At 72.9% G+C, this 13,678-nt stretch carries 14 protein-coding genes; 8 read left to right on the plus strand and 6 right to left on the minus strand.

Annotated features, from left to right (window positions below; all coding sequences use genetic code 11):
* Nucleotides 1–144: 144 nt before the first annotated feature.
* Nucleotides 145–639, minus strand: a complete 495-nt coding sequence (locus ACIQOE_RS03410; protein WP_123977426.1) for a DUF3145 domain-containing protein — start codon at nucleotides 637–639, stop codon at nucleotides 145–147.
* A 253-nt stretch (nucleotides 640–892) separates the two neighbouring features.
* On the opposite strand from ACIQOE_RS03410, the gene ACIQOE_RS03415 reads away from it, so the two are divergent.
* The 3 genes from ACIQOE_RS03415 (at nucleotide 893) to ACIQOE_RS03425 (ending at nucleotide 4,313) form a co-directional block, all read left to right on the plus strand.
* Nucleotides 893–1,789: an SGNH/GDSL hydrolase family protein gene (locus ACIQOE_RS03415; protein ID WP_401409367.1), complete on the plus strand. Its 897-nt coding sequence runs from the start codon at nucleotides 893–895 to the stop codon at nucleotides 1,787–1,789.
* 23 nt (nucleotides 1,790–1,812) lie between these two features.
* Complete coding sequence (locus ACIQOE_RS03420; RefSeq protein ID WP_401409370.1) at nucleotides 1,813–2,787, plus strand: aldose epimerase family protein; 975 nt, start codon at nucleotides 1,813–1,815, stop codon at nucleotides 2,785–2,787.
* Between the two features lie 278 nt (nucleotides 2,788–3,065).
* Nucleotides 3,066–4,313, plus strand: coding sequence for a pyroglutamyl peptidase (locus tag ACIQOE_RS03425; RefSeq protein WP_401410095.1), 1,248 nt, complete (start codon nucleotides 3,066–3,068; stop codon nucleotides 4,311–4,313).
* On the opposite strand, the gene ACIQOE_RS03430 is transcribed toward ACIQOE_RS03425, so the two are convergent.
* Entirely contained in the window at nucleotides 4,303–5,100 is a 798-nt protein-coding gene (locus tag ACIQOE_RS03430; RefSeq protein WP_351319847.1) for an EI24 domain-containing protein, read from the minus strand. The two genes, ACIQOE_RS03425 and ACIQOE_RS03430, sit on opposite strands and share 11 nt — an antisense overlap.
* A 193-nt stretch (nucleotides 5,101–5,293) precedes the next feature.
* On the opposite strand from ACIQOE_RS03430, the gene ACIQOE_RS03435 reads away from it, so the two are divergent.
* On the plus strand, nucleotides 5,294–6,454 hold the full coding sequence (locus ACIQOE_RS03435) for a serine hydrolase domain-containing protein (protein WP_401409373.1): 1,161 nt from the start codon (nucleotides 5,294–5,296) through the stop codon (nucleotides 6,452–6,454).
* Between the two features lie 78 nt (nucleotides 6,455–6,532).
* Here the strand turns inward: ACIQOE_RS03435 and ACIQOE_RS03440 are convergent, their stop codons facing one another.
* Both ACIQOE_RS03440 and ACIQOE_RS03445 read right to left on the minus strand, forming a co-directional pair.
* A complete protein-coding gene (locus ACIQOE_RS03440; RefSeq protein WP_351319843.1) occupies nucleotides 6,533–6,952 on the minus strand; it encodes an organic hydroperoxide resistance protein in 420 nt (139 codons plus the stop codon).
* A 95-nt stretch (nucleotides 6,953–7,047) separates the two neighbouring features.
* Nucleotides 7,048–8,046, minus strand: coding sequence for an NADP-dependent oxidoreductase (locus ACIQOE_RS03445; protein WP_399008232.1), 999 nt, complete (start codon nucleotides 8,044–8,046; stop codon nucleotides 7,048–7,050).
* A 90-nt stretch (nucleotides 8,047–8,136) separates the two neighbouring features.
* Between ACIQOE_RS03445 and ACIQOE_RS03450 the strand changes: the two genes are divergently transcribed.
* Nucleotides 8,137–8,586, plus strand: coding sequence for a MarR family transcriptional regulator (locus ACIQOE_RS03450; protein WP_351319839.1), 450 nt, complete (start codon nucleotides 8,137–8,139; stop codon nucleotides 8,584–8,586).
* Nucleotides 8,587–8,629: 43 nt separating this feature from the next.
* Here ACIQOE_RS03450 and ACIQOE_RS03455 read toward each other — a convergent pair whose 3' ends face one another.
* Both ACIQOE_RS03455 and ACIQOE_RS03460 read right to left on the minus strand, forming a co-directional pair.
* On the minus strand, nucleotides 8,630–9,103 hold the full coding sequence (locus ACIQOE_RS03455; protein WP_401409378.1) for a carboxymuconolactone decarboxylase family protein: 474 nt from the start codon (nucleotides 9,101–9,103) through the stop codon (nucleotides 8,630–8,632).
* A gap of 123 nt (nucleotides 9,104–9,226) precedes the next feature.
* Nucleotides 9,227–10,150 carry a hypothetical protein gene (locus ACIQOE_RS03460; RefSeq protein ID WP_401409381.1) on the minus strand — a complete coding sequence of 308 codons (924 nt, stop codon included), beginning with the start codon at nucleotides 10,148–10,150 and terminating at the stop codon, nucleotides 9,227–9,229.
* A gap of 200 nt (nucleotides 10,151–10,350) precedes the next feature.
* Here ACIQOE_RS03460 and ACIQOE_RS03465 point away from each other — a divergent pair, with 200 nt between their 5' ends.
* The 3 genes from ACIQOE_RS03465 to ACIQOE_RS03475 all read left to right on the plus strand — a co-directional run bounded on the left by ACIQOE_RS03465 (nucleotide 10,351) and on the right by ACIQOE_RS03475 (nucleotide 13,600).
* Nucleotides 10,351–11,511 (plus strand): mandelate racemase/muconate lactonizing enzyme family protein, encoded by a 1,161-nt coding sequence (locus tag ACIQOE_RS03465; protein WP_351319833.1) that lies wholly within the window; start codon nucleotides 10,351–10,353, stop codon nucleotides 11,509–11,511.
* On the plus strand, nucleotides 11,508–12,512 hold the full coding sequence (locus tag ACIQOE_RS03470; RefSeq protein ID WP_401409384.1) for a zinc-binding dehydrogenase: 1,005 nt from the start codon (nucleotides 11,508–11,510) through the stop codon (nucleotides 12,510–12,512). The genes ACIQOE_RS03465 and ACIQOE_RS03470 overlap by 4 nt, the downstream gene beginning before the upstream one ends.
* Before the next feature lie 110 nt (nucleotides 12,513–12,622).
* Nucleotides 12,623–13,600: a hypothetical protein gene (locus ACIQOE_RS03475; RefSeq protein ID WP_351319829.1), complete on the plus strand. Its 978-nt coding sequence runs from the start codon at nucleotides 12,623–12,625 to the stop codon at nucleotides 13,598–13,600.
* Nucleotides 13,601–13,678 lie beyond the last annotated feature (78 nt).

Raw genomic sequence — 13,678 nt, forward strand, 5'->3', positions numbered from 1 at the left:
GCGGGGGGGGGGGGGTGGTGGGGGGGGGGGGGGGGGGGGGGGGGGGGGGGGGGGGGGGGGCGGGCGCCCCCCCCGCCGGGGGGGGGGGGGGGGCGGCCCCCCCCCCCCCCCCCCCCCCGACGGCGCCGCGGACGTGAACCGGCGTCAGACCACCTGGTGGAGCCAGCGGACCGGGGCGCCCTCTCCCGCGTAGCGGAACGGCTCCAGTTCGTCGTCCCAGGGCTTGCCGAGGAGCTTGGCGATCTCGGCCTCCAGGTCGGTCTCGCCGCGCTGTGAGCGGGTCATGGCGGCCCTCAGACGGTCCTCGGGGATCAGGATGTCCCCGTGGATCCCGGTGACCGCGTGGAAGATGCCGAGGTCGGGGGTGCAGCTGTAGCGCTCGCCCTCGGCCTTCGCGCAGGGCTCGGCCGTGACCTCGAAGCGCAGCAGGTGCCAGCCGCGCAGTGCGGAGGCCAGTTTGGAGGCCGTGCCCACCTCGCCCTGCCAGGAGAACTCGGAGCGCCAGGTGCCGGGCGCGGCCGGCTGCCGGATCCAGTCGAGGTTGACGCGCGTGCCGAGCACCCCGGCGACGGCCCACTCGACATGCGGGCACAGCGCGCGCGGCGCGGAGTGCACGTACAGGACTCCACGTGTCGTCACCGGAACCTCCGGGCAGAGCGGGGCATCTTGCTTGCTGGCTGGCGGCCGTGACACGACGGCCGCGTTGATGGCGAGGCTACCGTGCGGCGACGCAAGGAGTGTGACGTACCGTCGGTCCCGGTGCCGGGAAAGCCCTGCCATTCACCCAGGGGGACGCTTGTACGGGGGTGGACCGTTGCAGGACGGGGGGTGGGAACTCCGGTGCGTTGTTATGGAGGGGGACAAACCGGCCGACGGAGAGGACCAGCGGGGTATGCGGAAGCAGCGACGCCGGCGTGCGCGTGCCCTGATCGGTACGGCCGCCGCGACCACCGCGCTGGCGCTGGCCGGGTGCGGCGTGCTCGGCGGCTCGTCCTCGCAGGGCGAGGGACGGAAACAGGCCCCGCGGTCCGTGCCGGTGTGGGACCGCAGCCCGGCCTCGATCGCGGCCGTCGGCGACTCCATCACCCGCGGGTTCGACGCCTGCACGGTCCTCTCGGACTGTCCCGAGGTGTCCTGGGCGACCGGCACCAGCGACCGGGTGGACAGCCTGGCGACCCGGCTGCTGGGGCGGACGGCGGCGGCGGACCACAGCTGGAACTACGCGGTGACCGGCGCCCGGATGGCGGACCTGTCCGGGCAGATGGCCGACGCGGTCAGGCACCGTCCGCAGCTGGTGACGGTGATGGCGGGGGCGAACGACGCGTGCCGCAGGTCGGTCCGGGCGATGACGCCGGTGGCCGACTTCCGCACCCAGTTCGAGGACGCCCTGCACACCCTGCGCACCTCGCTGCCGAAGACCCAGGTGTACGTGTCGAGCGTGCCGAACCTGAAGCGGCTGTGGTCGCAGGGGCGGACCAGTCCGCTGGGCAGGCAGATCTGGAAGCTGGGGATCTGCCCGTCGATGCTGGGCGACGCGGACGACCTGACGAGTGCGGCGACGCTGCGCCGGGACCGGGTGCAGCAGCGGGTCGAGGACTACAACAAGGTGCTGGCGGAGGTCTGCGCCACTGACCGCCGGTGCCGCTTCGACGGCGGGGCGGTGTACGCGTACCGCTTCGGGACGGATCAGCTCAGTCACTGGGACTGGTTCCATCCGAGCACCGACGGCCAGTCGAAGCTGGCCGCGATCGCCTACCGGACCATCACGGCGGAGAACCCGGTGGACTAGACCCTTGGCTTAGGGTTTCCCTCATGAGCGAACTTTTCGGCACACTTTCCGACGGCACCGAGGTGCACCGCTGGACGCTGGAGCGCGCCGGGACCCGGGTGCGGGTCCTGTCGTACGGCGGAATCGTGCAGTCGGTCGAGGTCCCGGACCGGGACGGGCGGACGGCGGACGTGGTGCTGGGGTTCAGCGGCCTGGACGGCTATCTGGAGCATCCCGGACCGTACTTCGGCGCCCTGGTCGGCCGTTACGCCAACCGGATCGGCCGGGCCCGCTTCCCGCTGGACGGCGTGTCCTACGCCCTGGAGCCGAACAACGGGCCCAACTCCCTGCACGGGGGCGGGCGCGGCTTCGACAAGCGGGTGTGGGGGGTCGCGCCCGTCGAGCACGGGGTACGGCTGACCCGGGTGAGCGAGCACGGCGAGGAGGGCTTCCCGGGACGGCTGGAACTGACGGCCACGTACACGCTGGACGCGTCGGGCGCGCTGCGCGTGGCCTACGAGGCGGTCACCGACGCGCCGACCGTCGTGAACCTCACCAACCACAGCTACTTCAACCTGGCGGGCTCCGGGAACGCGGGCGGCCACGTACTGCGGATCGCCGCCTCCCGGTACACGCCCGTCGACGACGGCCTGATCCCGACCGGCGTCCTGGCGGACGTCTCCGGCTCCCGTTTCGACTTCCGTACGGCCCGCAAGGTCGGCTCCGGCTACGACCACAACCTGGTCCTCGACAAGGGCGTCACCGCCGCGCCCGAGGAGATCGCCGAGCTGCACGACCCGGGCTCCGGCCGCACCCTGACCGTGGCCACCACCGAACCCGGGATCCAGCTCTACACGGCCGAGCACCTGAGCGGCCCGTTCGCGCCCGGCGACGGCATCGCGCTGGAGACCCAGCACTTCCCGGACTCCCCCAACCGCCCGGAGTTCCCGAGCACCCGCCTGGACCCGGGCGCGGTGTACCGCTCGGAGACGGTGTACGGCTTCGGGATCCGGGACTGATCCCGGACGGCCGCAAGCCCCGGTCCAGGGGTCAGGTCCCGGACCGGGGCTGCTCAGGGGGGACGCGTCCCGGCTCCGACCCTAACCGCGGCCGGGAGCCGTCGGCCGACGATCGCCCACCCCACAGCTATCCCGTACGAACCCTTCACAAACACCTGCGGGCCCCCCGCCTCCCGGACCGCCCCGCGCCGTAGACCGCTCCCCGTCCCGCGAGCGATACTGCGGCCCGCACGGCACCACGCACCCCACTGCGACGGAAGGCCGCCCCCTTGTACTCTCTGCACTCACCGCGTGTTCGAACAGGTGTTCTCGGCTTTGCCCTGCTGGCCGGGTCGCTCGCCCCCGGTGCCGCGCACGCGGCCACCGCGCCCTCCCCCGCCTCCTCCCCCACCGTCGAGGAGCAGCGGCTGGACCGGGCGGTGCCGCAGGAGATCCTGCGGAGGTCCGGATTCGACGGCGTGGCACCGGACTTCGCCCGCGCGCTCGGCGGCGCCCGCTCCTACGCGCAGGCCCGGCGGACCGTCGTACGGGAGGGGTCCGCGCTGTGGCGGCGGGCCGTGGACCGGGCCCAGGGACGCGGGACCGCCTCCGGCGACCTCAGCCGGGACGACGACCGGCCGCTGTACTGGGCGCGGCTCGGGATGACCCGGGACGTGCGTACCTGGGAGCCGGTGTTCGGGCTGAGCGGACGGCAGCGTGCGGCGCTGCTGGACGTGCTGGAGCGGACCTCGCGCGGGCAGACCGACATCCGGTATCCGGGCCGGGGGATGCGGCGGATCCTGGTCACCGGGTTCGACCCGTTCACCCTCGACCGGGACATCAGGATCTCCAACCCGTCCGGGGCGAGCGCGCTGGCCCTCGACGGCACGGTGGTACGGACCGCGCGGGGCCCGGCGCGGGTGGAGACGGCCGTCTTCCCGGTCCGCTGGGACGACTTCGCGCGGGGCACGGTGGAGCGGACGCTGCGGCCCTTCCTGCCGCGGGTGGACCTGTTCACGACGGTGAGCCAGGGCCGGGTCGGGCGGTTCGACGTGGAGCGCACCAACGGCGCCTGGCGGGGCGGGTTCCCCGACAACGACGACGTGAGCCGGACGGAGACCGTCCCGGTCGCCGACCCGGCCTCGCAGCCGCAGTGGACGTCCACCACCCTGCCGTACGCGGCGATCACCGCGGCGCCGACCGGGCGGTTCCCGGTCCACGACCACACCGAGGTGACCGAGATCCCGGCGGGCGGCACGGAGCCGGTCGTACGGGCGGACGGGCCGAGCGCCGGTTCCACGGCGCGGGCCGGCGGTGGCGGCGACTACCTGTCCAACGAGATCGCCTACCGGGCGACGCTGCTGCGCGACCGGCTGGGCCTGCACGGCAGTCTGCCGGGCGGCCATGTGCACACGCCGGTGCTGCAGTTCGGGGCCGGGAACACCACCGAGGTCACCGATCCGGAGTTCGTGCGCAACCGGGTGGACATCATCGACCAGGTGCGGGCGATCGTGACCGTGGCGGCGGACGCGAGCCTCAGGAAGTGATCCGCCGGTCCGGGTGGTCCTGGTCCCGGTCCTCCGTGGCCGTCTCCTCGCCCAGCAGGTCGCGGGCGAGGAGGGTGGCGCCCGCGACCGCGCCCGGCATCAGGAACACCGCGACGAAGGGGACCAGGAAGGCGAGGCCCAGCGGGGTGCCGAAGCCCCACACCAGGGTCTTGCGGGAGCGCAGCAGGGCGAGGCGGGCGCGCAGGTCGACGCCCCGGCGCTGGAGGGCGACGGCGGCGAGTTCCTCGGTGAGGAAGAAACCGGTCACGAAGAAGCCCACGACCGGGACGACGGTCTGCCCGACCAGAGGCAGGAAGCCGAGGGCGAAGAGCAGCAGGCCCCACAGCCCGGCCCGGACGAGGACGCGCAGGCTGTCGCGGGCCGAGATCCACAGCTCGCGCCAGAACGACAGCCCGGACCGGGGCGCGGTGCCGTCCGGCGAGACGTCCTCGTCGACCTTCTCCGAGAGGTTCTCGTAGAAGGGCTGGCCTATCAGCAGGGTGACGGCGGTGAAGGTGAGGACGGCGAGCAGCAGGCCGAGGGCGAAGAGCACGGCGGTCAGGAAGCCGCGGAAGAGACCGGCCCAGGGGCTGGACCAGTCGTCGGCGAACGGGGTGGCCCAGGCCACGAGGTCCTCGCCCCATAGCGCGAGGGCGACCAGCGCCGCCGCGTAGAGGACGAGGGTGATCAGGCCGGGCAGCAGACCGAAGCCGTACTGCTTGCCGTGCCGGCCGACCCACCGCTGGCCCTTGAGCAGATATCCGAAGCCCACCCCGAGATCACGCATGGCGAAAACTTTACCGGTGCGGCCGCGGCGGGCGGCGGGCGCGTGGGGCCGCGGGGGCGGTGGTGACGCCGAGACCTCTTCGCCCCCTGTTGAGTCGAACGGGTGCATCCCGCCGTACCGATTCACAGGAACCAGAGGGCAGGGCGTTGTTCACCAGGGGAGCTGCTTGCGGCGGCTCGGTTGAGGAGAACGGATGACGCAGGAGATCACGGTCCGCGGCACGGTCGCGGCGGGTTTCGAGGCGGTGCGCGAGGAGTTCGCCGCCTTCGCCGCCGGCGAACCGGCCGACTACGAGGGACAGTTGTGCGCGTACGTCCACGGCCGGCGGGTCGTCGACCTGTGGGCCGGCGAAGAGGCGGACGGGGACAGCCTCTACGGCGTCTTCTCGTCCACCAAGGGCGCCGCGCACCTGGTCGTGGCGATACTCGTGCAGGACGGCACGCTGGAGCTGGACCGCAAGGTCACCTACTACTGGCCGGAGTTCGCCGCCGAGGGCAAGGGCATGCTGACTCTGCGGGACCTGATCGCGCACCGGGCGGGCCTGGTCGGCACCGACACCGGGTTCAGCCCCCAGGAACTGGCCGACGACCGGGCGATGGCCGAACGCCTCGCCGACCAGCGGCCGTTCTGGCGCCCCGGCACCGCCTTCGGCTACCACGCCCTCGTCATCGGGGCGCTCACCGGCGAGGTGGTACGGCGGGCGACCGGCCGGACCCTCCAGGACGTGTACGAGGAGCGGGTCCGCGCGCCGTACGCCCTCGGCTTCTTCCTGGGCCTGCCGGCCGCGCACGAGCCGCGGTTCCGCACCGCCCTGCCGATGCGGCCGACGACCGCGCAGCAGACGCTGCTCGACGCCGTCCCGTCCGGCCCGCACACCCTCGCGGGGATCGCCTTCAACGAACACGCCGCCGAGCCCGTGGACCTGGCGGCCCTGCCCAACGATCCGCGGGTCCGGGCCAGGGGCCCGGCGTCGTTCGGCGGGGTCGCCTCGGCGCGCGGTCTGGCGGGGATGTACGCGGCGCTGCTCAGCGAGGTCGACGGCAAGGCCGCGCTGCTGAAGGAGGACACGGTCGCGGAGTTCGGCCAATTCCACTCGGTCGGGTACGACCTGGTGGCGCGCGCCCACAAGTCGTACGCGGTGGGGTTCCAGGCGACGGCGGACACCTGGCACCCGTTCCTCGGCGCGGGCACGATCGGCCACAGCGGCGCGGCGGGCTCCCAGGCGTTCGCCGATCCGAGGAGCGGGGTCGCCTACGGCTACACGCGCCGGCGGCTCGCGTTCCCGGGCGGCGCGGCTCCCGAGAACGACGCCCTGGCGAAGGCCGTCCACGAGGCGGCGCGCGAGACGCGCTGAGCGCCGCCCGCCGGGGAAGGACGGGAGGCCGCACCCCACGTCCAGGGGTGCGGCCTCCCGACAGCGCAACGAGCGCCGTCAGACCAGCGTCACGGTGATGTTCCCGCGGGTCGCCTTCGAGTACGGGCAGACCCCGTGCGCCTGCTCGACCAGGTCACGGGCGACGGTCTCCTCGACGCCGGGGATCACCGCGGAGATCTCCACGACGAGCCCGAACCCCTCCGCGTTCTTGCCGATCCCCACCTTGGCGGTGACGGTCGAACCGGAGACGTCGATCCCGGCCTGCCGGGCGACGACCCCGAGCGCGCCCTGGAAGCAGGCGCTGTACCCGGCGGCGAACAGCTGCTCCGGGTTGGTCCCGGACCCGCTGCCGCCCATCTCCTTGGGCGGGTTCACGACGACGTCGAGCCGGCCGTCGTCCGTGGCGACCCGGCCGTCACGGCCGTTCTCGGCGGTGGCGACGGCGGTGTAGAGGACGTCGGACTGCTGAATGGGCATGCGGTTTCTTCTCTCCTCGGACCGCCGTGACTCGCGCCCACGATCGACGGCGGTTTCGGAAAGAAGTTACCGCATGCCGAAAAGGGCGGGCAGTCCTACAGCTTGACGATCATCTTTCCGGTGTTGTCGCCGCGCAGGACCCCGAGGAACGCCTCGACGTTGTTCTCGATGCCCTCCACGACCGTCTCGCGGTACTTCAGCTGCCCGGAGGCCACCCACGGGCCGACCTCGGACACGAACTGGGGCTGCAGGTCGTAGTGGTCGCCGACCAGGAAGCCCTCGATCCGGCCGCGGGTCTGGATGAGGCGGGCCAGGTTCTTCGGGCCGGGGGCGGGCTCGGTGTTGTTGTAGACGGAGATCATGCCGCAGACCGCGATCCGGCCGTCCCGGTTGAGCTGCCCGATGGCCGCCTCCAGGTGGTCGCCGCCCACGTTGTCGAAGTAGACGTCGACGCCGTCGGGCGCCGCCGCCCGCAGCTGCTCGGCGACGGAGCCGTTCCGGTAGTTGAAGGCCGCGTCGAAGCCGTACTCCTCGACCAGCAGCTTGACCTTCTCGTCGGAGCCGGCCGAGCCGATCACCCGCGAGGCGCCCTTGAGCTTCGCGATCTGGCCGACCTGGCTGCCGACCGCGCCGGCCGCGCCGGAGACGAAGACCGAGTCGCCCTCCTTGAAGGAGGCGGTGCGCAGCAGGCCCGCGTAGGCGGTGAGGCCGGTCATGCCGAGGACGCCGAGGTACGTCGACAGGGGGGCCGCCGCGGCGTCGACCTTGACCGCGCTCCTCGCGTCAAGGACCGCGTACTCGCGCCAGCCGAGGAAGTGCAGGACGTGGTCGCCGACGGCGATGCCCTCGGCGCGGGAGGCGACGACCTCGCCGACCGCGCCGCCCTGCATGACCTCGCCCAGCCCGAAGGGGGCGGCGTAGGACTTCGCGGCACTCATCCGGCCCCGCATGTACGGGTCGACGGAGAGGTATGCGTTCCGCACGAGCACCTGCCCCTCGCCCGGCTCCGGGACCTCCGCCTCCACCAGGGCGAAGTCCTCGGGCTTCGGCCAGCCGACGGGACGGCTCTGCAGGTGCCACTCGCGGTTGATCATGACGTGCGCCTTTCCTGATTACTTCAGTACCTGAAACAACCATGCTCATTAATATTTCAGGATGTCAAGTAACGGGGTACCCTGGGGCGCATGTCGTCCTCACAGTCCAGCGCAGCGAAGACCCGGCGCCCCGACGCCCTGACCCTGGAGGTCGTCGAGCTGATCGGCGACGTCGTGGCCCGCTTCTACGCGGACTACGAGGAGGCGGCGGGCGAGCACGCGCTCACCGGGGCGCAGGCGCGGCTGCTCAGTCTGCTCTCGCTGGAGCCGCTGCCGATGCGGAAGCTGGCCCAGAAGCTGAAGTGCGAGCCGTCGAACGTGACGGGGATCGTGGACCGGCTGGAGGCGCGGGGGCTGGCGGAGCGCCGGCCCGACCCCGCCGACCGCCGGGTGAAGCTGGCCGCGGCGACGGACGAGGGCCGCCGGGTCGCGGGCGAGCTGCGCGACGGGCTGCGCTTCGCGCGCGAGCCGCTGGCGGGCCTGTCGGACGCCGAGCGGCTGTCGCTGCGGGACCTGCTGCGGCGGATGCTGGACGCGTAGCGGACCGCCGCCGGGCGGGCCGGCGGCGGCCTCCTCGGCGCGGTCAGGCGGACCGGCCGGGCCGGTAGTCGCCGGCCGGCTGCCGGAAGACGACGTTCAGCCGGTTGTAGGCGTTGATCAGGGCGATCGTCGCCACCAGCGCGACGAGTCCCTCCTCGTCGTAGTGCTTGGCCGCGTTCTCCCACACCGCGTCGGGCACCCCGCCCGCCGCGTCGGCGATCCGGGTGCCCTCCTCGGCCAGCTCCAGCGCGGCGCGCTCGGCCTCGGTGAACACCGTCGCCTCGCGCCAGGCGCCGACCATGTGCAGGCGCTGCGACGTCTCGCCCGCGGCGGCCGCGTCCTTGGTGTGCATGTCGAGGCAGAAGCCGCAGCCGTTGATCTGACTGGCGCGGATCTTGACCAGCTCCAGGGTGGCGGCGGGGACCGACGTCCCCTCGGCGGCCCTGCCCACGCCGTTGAAGGCCTTGATGAGCTTGCCGGCGGTGGGGCTGGCGAAGAGGTTCAGACGGGCTTCCATGGTGTGTTCCTCCGTTGGGGTCCGGCGGGATGCACACCTATGACGGAGCGGGTCGCGCGGATGTGACACGGCGACCCGGGATTTACCGGCTCTGCTCGGGCAGACCCGCGACCGGGACCGCCGTCAGGAGCACCACCACAGGATCCGCGTGCACGAGTGGCTCTGGGACGGGGTCGGGCTCGGCTTGGCGGTCGTCGGGTCCGCGGCCGGCGCCGAGGCCGCCGAGGAGGACGGTGCCGCCGTCGGCGTCCGCGGGCCCGTGCCCGGCCCGGTCGTCGCCGACTGCTCCGACGCGTCCTTCGGGCTCTGCGACGGGGAGGCGGACGCCTTCTCCTTCGACGAGGAGGGAGACGGCGAGGCGGAGTGGTCGGCGGAGGCCGGACTCGCCGCGCCGGTGGCGCCGGAGGTGTCGCCCAGCGGCGCGGCCGTCGCGCCCGGCGACGACGTCGACGTGCCGCCGTCGGTGGTGTCGCCGCCCGCCGAGGACGAACCCGGACTGGTGAACGGTATGGCGTCGGTGCCGAGTTCGGCGAGGCTCAGGCCGCCCACCGCAAGGACGCACGCCACGCTCACGAGCAGGATCCTGCGGCGCCGCCTGCGATGGGCCGCCGCCTTGCGGTCGCGACGGCTCCCGTCCGCCCCGGCGAACTCGCCGGTGTCCCCGGTGCCGTCGTCGTCCCCGAGGTCCCCGGTGTCCTCGGCGGGGTTTCCCGCGGCCCGTCCGCGGCCTCGGCCGCCGCGCCCGCGGGCCGCCCGGCGCCGGTCCGCCCGGCCGCCCGGCGGGAGTTCGCCGTCCTCGTCGCCGTGACCGTCGTGAGCCTCGTGGTCACCGTGAGCCTCGTGGTCGCCGTAGCCGCCATCGGCGTCTGTCGTGCCGGCTCCGTCGGCAGCGAACTCCGGCCGTGTGCGGGGGATTTCACCGGTGGCGGCCGGGGCGGGGGCGGTCGTCTCCGGCGCGGAGGGCCGGAGCGTCTCGGCGGGAGTGCCGCACCCAGGGCAGGCGAGGGCGCCGTTGAGGTGCCGTCGGCACGGGTGGCAGTAGTCCATGACGCGGGAAGACTAAGTTCCCCATGGGGCACTTAACCACTCAGCCCTGTGAAGGTTCTGTGGACGACCGGAAATCCACTCGGAACTCGTGCCGAAACGTTACCTGTGCGCCCCATTGACACCCCCGCCGCCCCGTCCTTACTGTCACGCCAGCATTTCGAACGTGTGACGAAATCTCGAACAGCTGAGGGGCAACTGCCGTGCGCATCACCGGAATCAGCACACACGTGGTCGGGACGCCGTGGCGCAACCTGACGTACGTCCAGGTGCACACCGACGAAGGGATCACGGGAGTCGGCGAGACCCGGATGCTCGGTCACACCGACGCGCTGATCGGCTATCTGCGGGAGGCCGAGGCCAACCACATCCTCGGCTCCGACCCGTTCGCCGCGGAAGACCTGGTGCGCCGGATGAAGTACGGCGACTACGGGCGCGCGGGCGAGATCGTCATGTCCGGCATCGCCGTGGTCGAGATGGCCTGCTGGGACATCAAGGGCAAGGCGCTGGGCGTGCCGGTGTGGCAGCTGCTCGGCGGGAAGGTCACCGACCGGGTCAAGGCGTACGCCAACGGCTGGTACACGACCGAGCGGACGCCTGAGGCGTACCACAAGGCCGCCCAGGGGGTGATCGAGCGCGGGTACCGGGCGCTGAAGATCGACCCGTTCGGCACCGGGCACTTCGAGCTGGACCACGAGCAGACGCTGTACTCCGTCTCGCTGATCGAGGCCGTGCGGGACGCCATCGGCCCGGGGACCGAGCTGATGCTGGAGATGCACGGCCGCTTCTCCCCCGCGACGGCCGTGCGGCTCGCGCGCGAGCTGGCGCCCTTCGAGCCGGCCTGGCTGGAGGAGCCCTGCCCGCCGGAGAACCTGAAGGCGCTGGAGAAGGTCGCCGCCAAGACGGACATCCCGGTCGCCACCGGTGAGCGCATCCACGACCGCATCGAGTTCCGCGAACTCTTCGAGAGCCAGGCCGTGGACATCGTGCAGCCGGACGTCGGCCACCTCGGCGGCATCTGGGAGACCCGGAAGCTGGCCGCCACCGCCGAGACGCACTACGTGCTGGTCGCGCCGCACAACGTCGGCGGCTCCGTGCTGACCGCGGCCTCCCTCCAGGTCGGGTTCAGCACCCCGAACTTCAAGATCCTGGAGCACTTCAACGACTTCGCCGACGCCGAGATCAAGAAGGTGGTCAAGGGGGCGCCGGAGGTCGTCGACGGGTACTTCCACCTGTCCGACGCGCCGGGTCTGGGCGTCGAGTTCGACGCCGACGCCGCCGCCGAGTTCCCGCAGCAGCAGGCCCGCTTCGACCTCTGGGCGGACGGCTGGGAGCAGCGCAGGCCGAAGGGGACGTCGAAGTGAGCTCCCAGGTCGTCGTCGAGGCGCCCGGCACGCACCGGGTCGAGCCGCACACCCCTCGCGAGCCCGGTCCCGGCGAGGCGCTGGTCGCCGTGCACGCGGTCGGGATCTGCGGGAGCGACCGCGAGGTGTACCAGGGCAACCGGCCCGAGGGGTACGTCCGTTACCCGCTGACACCCGGCCACGAGTGGTCGGGAACGGTACGGGCGGTCGGTGCCGGGGTCCCCGGGAGCCTGGCCGGCCGGAAGGTGGTCGGCGAGGGTTTCCGGAACTGCCAGGTGTGCGACCGGTGTCACGCCGGCGAGACCACCCTGTGCACGGACGGGTACGAGGAGACCGGGTTCACCCAGCCGGGTGCCATGGCCGCCACCCTGACCCTGCCGGCCCGGCTGCTGCACGTCCTCCCGGACGACGCCGACCTGACCGCCGCGGCCCTCCTGGAACCGGCCGCCTGCATCGCGGCCGCCGCGCTGAAGGGCGGGGCCCGGCCGGGCGAGCGGGTCGCGGTGGTCGGCACGGGAACGCTGGGCATGTTCGCCGTGCAGTTCCTGCGCGCCGTCTCTCCGGCCGAGCTGCTGGTGGTCGGCACGCGGAACGACCGCGAGGAGCTGTCCCGGCGGTTCGGCGCCACCGACTTCCGCACCAGGGACCAGGAACTCCCGGACGACGTCGACGTGGTCGTCGAGACCGCCGGGTCCGCGTCCGCCGCGCGCACCGCGGCCTCCCTGCTCAGGCGCGGCGGACGCCTCGTCCTGACCGGCATCCCGGCCCCCGGTGCCGAGGGCCTGGACCCGACCGGCCTCGTCGTACGGCAGTTGGAGGTGCACACCGTCTTCGGGGCGCCGCCGGACGCCTGGGCGCACGCGGTCCGGGTGTTCGGGGCCGGGCTGCTCGACCCGCTGCCGCTGGTCACGCACGAGCTGCCGCTGACCGAATTCCCGCGCGCCATCGAGCTGGTGGGAGCCGGCGACCCGAAGGTGGGCAAGGTGCTGCTCCACCCCTAGCCGCCTGGCCGCGGTGGGCGCTGGTCTCGCCGTGGCCGGGGCGCACTCCGGCCCTTTCCCTGCCCAGAGCCGCGAACCTCGTCCGACATATCGAACACGAAGGACAGCCAGTGACGACCGACGCTTCCGTTACGGCGGCCCGCCGACCCGGTGAGCAGGCACTCACCGCCCTCGGTCTGGGCGCGCCCGCTCTCGATCCCGCCGACGCCTCCGCCCACACCTTCCCGGGCGGCGGCAGGTGGCGCACCGAGATCCCCTCCTGCGAGGGCCCCGAGGCGCTGGCCGTCGTGCTCAAGGAGTCCTCGCGGCTGGACGTGCCGATCCACCGGATCAGCCAGGGCAGCGGGGTGTGGATGCTCACCGACGCCGAGATCACCGAGATGGTCGACGCGACGAACGAACGCGACATCGAGCTGTGCCTGTTCACCGGACCGCGCGGCACCTGGGACATCGGCGGCTCCGTGCGCTCCGACTCGCGGGGGGCCGGACTGCGCGCACGGGGCCACGACGCGGTCGCCGGATGCGTCGAGGACGCCGTGCGGGCCACGGAACTCGGCGTCACCTGCCTGCTGGTCGCCGACGAGGGCGTGCTGTGGACCCTGCACCGGGCCCGGCAGGCCGGGATCATCCCGGCCGGCACCACGCTCAAGGTGTCCGCGCTCGTCGGACCGGTCAACCCGGCGTCGTACGCGGTGTTCGAGCACCTCGGCGCCGACTCCGTCAACGTGCCGAGCGACCTGACACTCGATCACCTCACCGAGATCCGCCGGGTGTCCGCCGCCCCCATGGACATGTACATCGAGGCCCCCGACGACCTCGGCGGCTACATCCGGATGTACGAGGTCGCCGAGCTGATCCGGCGCGGCGCACCGATCTACCTGAAGTTCGGCCTGTCCAAGGCCCCCGGCATCTACCCGTGGGGCACCCACCTGCGGGACGTGACCCTGGACACCGCGCGGGAGCGGGTGCGGCGGGGACGGCTCGCGCTGGACCTGCTGGCACGGCACGGGGCGGACGGGGAGATGGCGCCGCTGGGGTCCCGGCTGCCGGGTGCTCTCCACCGGTTCCCCACCGAGGGTTCCGCCTGATGAACGTCGGGACTGCGGGTCCGTTGCGGCTGGTCGCGCAGTTCCTCCCCCAGCCTTCGGCCGGGGGGACCCCCAGCG

This window comes from Streptomyces sp. NPDC091282, assembly GCF_044757385.1.
GTDB lineage: Bacteria > Actinomycetota > Actinomycetes > Streptomycetales > Streptomycetaceae > Streptomyces > Streptomyces gramineus.

Bases quoted from the DNA above. Each gene is read 5' to 3' on its own strand.
- ACIQOE_RS03415 (WP_401409367.1), top strand. From the start codon at position 893: ATGCGGAAGCAGCGACGCCGGCGTGCGCGTGCCCTGATCGGTACGGCC.
- ACIQOE_RS03420 (WP_401409370.1), top strand. From the start codon at position 1,813: ATGAGCGAACTTTTCGGCACACTTTCCGACGGCACCGAGGTGCACCGC.
- ACIQOE_RS03430 (WP_351319847.1), bottom strand. From the start codon at position 5,100: ATGCGTGATCTCGGGGTGGGCTTCGGATATCTGCTCAAGGGCCAGCGG.
- ACIQOE_RS03435 (WP_401409373.1), top strand. From the start codon at position 5,294: ATGACGCAGGAGATCACGGTCCGCGGCACGGTCGCGGCGGGTTTCGAG.
- ACIQOE_RS03440 (WP_351319843.1), bottom strand. From the start codon at position 6,952: ATGCCCATTCAGCAGTCCGACGTCCTCTACACCGCCGTCGCCACCGCC.
- ACIQOE_RS03445 (WP_399008232.1), bottom strand. From the start codon at position 8,046: ATGATCAACCGCGAGTGGCACCTGCAGAGCCGTCCCGTCGGCTGGCCG.
- ACIQOE_RS03450 (WP_351319839.1), top strand. From the start codon at position 8,137: ATGTCGTCCTCACAGTCCAGCGCAGCGAAGACCCGGCGCCCCGACGCC.
- ACIQOE_RS03455 (WP_401409378.1), bottom strand. From the start codon at position 9,103: ATGGAAGCCCGTCTGAACCTCTTCGCCAGCCCCACCGCCGGCAAGCTC.
- ACIQOE_RS03460 (WP_401409381.1), bottom strand. From the start codon at position 10,150: ATGGACTACTGCCACCCGTGCCGACGGCACCTCAACGGCGCCCTCGCC.